Raw genomic sequence first — 3,574 nt, 5'->3', positions numbered from 1 at the left:
GGCAGGCCGGCCTCGCGGATGACCTTCGGCCAGCGCGGTCGCCAGCACAGCAGCAGGCTGAGCCAGTGGCCGGTGCCGATGATGACGAACGCGGGCCAGACAAACAGCAGCGCAACTTTGAACAGCCAGCTGCTTTTGCGGAAGAAACGCCCAAGGCCTTCGAACTGGGCGCTGAATGCCTGGATGGGTGAGGGTAGCTGGGTGCTCAGGCGGGGGCGGGGGACGGCGTGTGGGCCTTCTTCCATGTAACGGCGGATGAATTCCCACTCATCACGCAGTTCGCTGCCGCCTTGGCCTTGTTTGCCGAGCAGGGCCATCTCCATGTGGGGCAGGCCGGTGCGGCTGGGGTGCCAGACCAGGCCTAGTCGCATGCCCATGCTGAGTGAGTCATCTTCTGGGTCGATGGCTGTACTTCCTGTTGTTTTCCATGGGAAGGTTACGATGCCGCCGCAGTAGCCGGGGCGGTGGAGGTGGACCTGTTGAGTTGTTCGATTGAATCGAATGAGCAGATGGCGGCTGGTTAGCATTTCCAGCCTTGAAAGTCTGAATCCATATTTTGCATATATATAATAGGCGGCACCCCCTAGCAAGATCATGTAAGTGCTAAATAAAACTGAAAATACGGAAAGAAACTCAGGCTGGGTTGCATTTATATAGATTGAGCCAAGGGTTATGTTTAGCCATGAGTAGGTCATTGGTCCCAAGCTGCCCAAGGTCATTAAGGTGATGATGCCGCGCTTCTCTTCCGAGCCACCGCATCGCATCTCTAGGAAATTTTCATTGAAGGAATAAACAGGGCCGCGTGCACGAGGGTTTTCGCTTACCTTCCGAAAATGGACTTCCTCTTCTAGGTCACCTTCGTAAAAGTCACGCATTGCGCGATTTTCTGCTGGCGTCATTTCGGCTACGTACGCCTTGCGCGCAGCTTCGGACTCGATTGCCATCCGCCAGAAACCCCATTCGATTAGATACACTATAAGACCTCGCTGAAAGCGGAATGAAGCTCCTTTAATTCTTCATGTTCTTCATAAGGCTTAGCTGTTTTTCTGATTCGGAAACAGCAGCGCCTACACCACTTCTCCAATGCATCATCTTCAAGGAGGTAAATTGCGATCGTCAGGACGAGCCCTATCCAGAAAGCTCCGACTACCAATCGTGCGAGCAGAAGGCGCGCAGCTTGGGTTCCTAATTTTTTTGCAAGCTCACCCATAGAGGATGCCAACATTCTTGCAAATTTAGTCTTGGCGTTATGGGATAGATAATCAAAAAAAGGCTTCGCTATGGCAATGGCAGTTCCCAGTTCGCCTATAGATAACGTCAATGTTGCCATCGCGCGCGTGTGGTAGGCTCCGGCCAATGTCCATGATTTTGTTGAAGCGCTTGTTGCTTTGAAGTTTTCCGCTCCGTCAGCGAAGTCCCACCACGCCAAGACGAATCCTCCCGTACCAGCTAACGCAGCTCCCCACAGCTTCAACCTACCCAAGGTTGCCGCAGCCCCTCTGCCGGTCACACTTTTCGCGCCATATCGGGTTGCCACCTGATCCACATAGCTGGCGCCAACTTCAAAGCCCGCCGCTGCCGTGGTCATCGCGGCTGCCAGGAGTTCGGTCTTCACTCGCGCATCACTGTCGGGCAACTCCCGCGCCTTGAACGCCATCAGCATGCCTTCCAGCAGGCAGACCAGACCGGCGGCACGCACTTTATAGAAGTCACTCTTCTGACCGTCCGCCTGCATTAAACCTTCAGCCCAGGCCTGATCCAGATAGCGCGCAATCTGGCCACCACTGCGTAGTGAATTAACCGGTTGCCCGCTACGTGCAGCTTCACTCAGGCGTACGTCGACAGCTGTTTCATGGACCGAAGCAAACAACGCCAGGCGCAGTCCATGGTGCAATGCTCGGTCTGCACTGTTCGGGGCTCCGCTACGCAGCACCTGTCGCCCAAGCGCGACGAACCATCCATACAAGCCGATGCTGGCGCTGTTGTTCCGCTTCTGCAATTCCTCGTACAGCGCGTTCATACGCCCGAAGGCATTCGCTGCCGCATGTGCTCGCTTGGCAAGGCCTTCGGCCAGCATGTAGTTGAATTCCGAGGGCGGTTCGGCCTTGGCGGCCTCAATCAGTGCCGCCAGCTCTTCCCGGATGTCGTCCTGGTTGTAGCTGATGCCGCGCATCGCCAGGTTACTCCGGTCCGCCACGTCGCTGCGCCACCAGTGGTCCAGCACCTTTGTACCCCCTTCACTCAACTCCATGCCGATCACGCACTGGCCGGTCTGTTCGGCAAAGGCCAGGCCGTTGATGAGGTCGGCGTTGTCGTAGCGGTCCAGCGCCTGCAACAACCGTTCGCTGACCACCCAGCGGGTATGGTCGTTGGCGCGGTCTTCGGCGGCTTGCTGGGCGTGTTGCATGGCCTGCTCGAAACCGTCGAGCTGATCGTGCATGGCCTGGCGGTCGACCAGGTGGCCGTATTTCTGGTCGAACCGCTTGCGGAACTCGCCGGCATCCTGGCGGGCCTGGACTTTGCTGCGGACCTCGCGCTCGAACTGCGCCAGGTGGGGCTTCATGCGTTCATCATGGGCATCGGCCTGTTGACTGGCCCGTTCGGAGAACAAGTAGATCTCGGGATGCAGGTGGGGCTGGTTGCGGACTTTTTCGGCCATGACTTCGCGCTTGACGATCTGCTCGGCCACCATCTGCGGGTAGAGTTTTTCGATTTCCAGGAACGACTGCGCGACCAGCAGCTTGCGTTCGTTGTCCACCCCGGGTTCCACGGTACGCGCCAGCCACTGGGTCTTCACATCCTCGACAGCGGCGTTGCGCCAGGCGTTGAGCTCCTGGGTGATCCCGATGGCGTCTTCGATGACGATGGCGGCGCCACGGGGTTTGCTGTGGTTCACCAGCGGTGCCAGCGCTTGGCGTGATGCGTGCGGCGAGACGATCTGGTCGTTGTTGAACGGCTGCAGGTCCAGCAGTGCCTGCAGGTCTGCATCGTTTTGGGCCTTGAAGTCGGCCACCCAGTTCAGTTGGTCATGCTTGAGGACGTGGGGCTGTGGCGGGGCGTCGGAAGGCTGGATGAAGCGGGCGATATCGATCGTGGGCAGGCTGCTGCGGTATTCCTCGTCGAGCAGGCGGTAGTTGTCGAGCATGCGCGGGGTCAGCGGGGAAGGGCTGAACAATGGGCGCAGCTCCTGGATGTCATCCAGGTCGTAGAGGGTGATGGTCCAGCCGAAACCGCGAAGGATCTCATCCAGATTGCCGGCGCTGGGGGCAGGCGCCCAGGGGGCGTCGCTGCTGATGTACAGCAGCGAGCCATTGGGCGCCACGCGGTACTGGCTGTGCCATTCGTAGGCCGGTGCGCTATGGCGCTTGATCAGCAGGTAGAGAAAGCCCTCACGCAAAGGGCGGATGGCGTAGCTGGAGTGGGTCAGCTCGCCGACCTCCTGGAACGGGCTGAGATAGCCCGGCAATTTGGGCAGGCGGGCACGTTGTGCCGGGTTGCCGCCGACGGCGGCGTAGCGCAGGGGCAGCAGTTCGAAGCGGCGGGTGCAGTCGGCGACGGGGCTGTTGCGCAGGGC

The 3,574-nt window shown here is 59.0% G+C and carries 2 protein-coding genes; both read right to left on the bottom strand.

Going from position 1 to position 3,574, the window contains the following annotated elements; genetic code table 11:
- On the bottom strand, window positions 1–974 hold a 974-nt coding region (locus tag ACTJJN_RS26910), incomplete at its 3' end, for a DUF6708 domain-containing protein (RefSeq protein ID WP_440781792.1).
- Window positions 974–3,574, bottom strand: a 2,601-nt coding sequence (locus ACTJJN_RS26905; protein ID WP_440781791.1) for a T6SS effector BTH_I2691 family protein, incomplete at its 5' end; no start/stop codon positions are given. The genes ACTJJN_RS26905 and ACTJJN_RS26910, both read right to left, overlap by 1 nt.

Origin of the sequence: Pseudomonas sp. 22515, assembly GCF_052044625.1 — a bacterium.
Lineage (GTDB): Bacteria > Pseudomonadota > Gammaproteobacteria > Pseudomonadales > Pseudomonadaceae > Aquipseudomonas > Aquipseudomonas alloputida.
Note: the sequence above shows the minus strand (reverse complement) of the source record. Positions and strands in the feature narration are given on the sequence as shown.